This is a genomic window from Rothia sp. HMSC058E10 (assembly GCF_001809415.1).
In the GTDB taxonomy this organism is placed as follows: domain Bacteria; phylum Actinomycetota; class Actinomycetes; order Actinomycetales; family Micrococcaceae; genus Rothia; species Rothia dentocariosa.
Genome location: NZ_KV797631.1, coordinates 1 through 376, shown reverse-complemented (window position 1 = coordinate 376; position 376 = coordinate 1). Strand labels below are relative to the sequence as shown.

Genomic DNA, 376 nt, shown 5'->3' with positions numbered 1-376 from the left:
ACTATCCTATGCGTCCTAGCCCATATCCTCGGTCTGGGGATGATTATGAGGTGACTCTAGGCTACGGGTTCGGGGTGAGCCGGGCTTCTTTGCCGCGTGTGGAGCAGTTCTTTACAGGAAATAACGAGATCCTGATTGCTGGCCCGGAGGTGGTGGAGTATCCGTGGACTTGGCATGAGGAGCGGAAGAAAAAATATTTCCCTCAGGGGTTCCCGGCTCCTCGGTGTGATGAGCGGGGGGATTGGATTTTTGATCCTGAAAGGTATCCGGAGAGTCCCGCGTTTACGGGTGATGCAGGATATCCTGTGGATGAATAGTCGTCTTGAGGTTCAAGCTGGGTTTTTGCGTCCTATATACCTAGTCCTTTTGAGGATTT

Annotated in this window: 1 pseudogene; it reads left to right on the top strand. The window is 52.1% G+C overall.

What is annotated here, in order from left to right:
- Window positions 1–317: pseudogene (locus HMPREF2609_RS06345) on the top strand (hypothetical protein); the annotation flags it as partial.
- Window positions 318–376 lie beyond the last annotated feature (59 nt).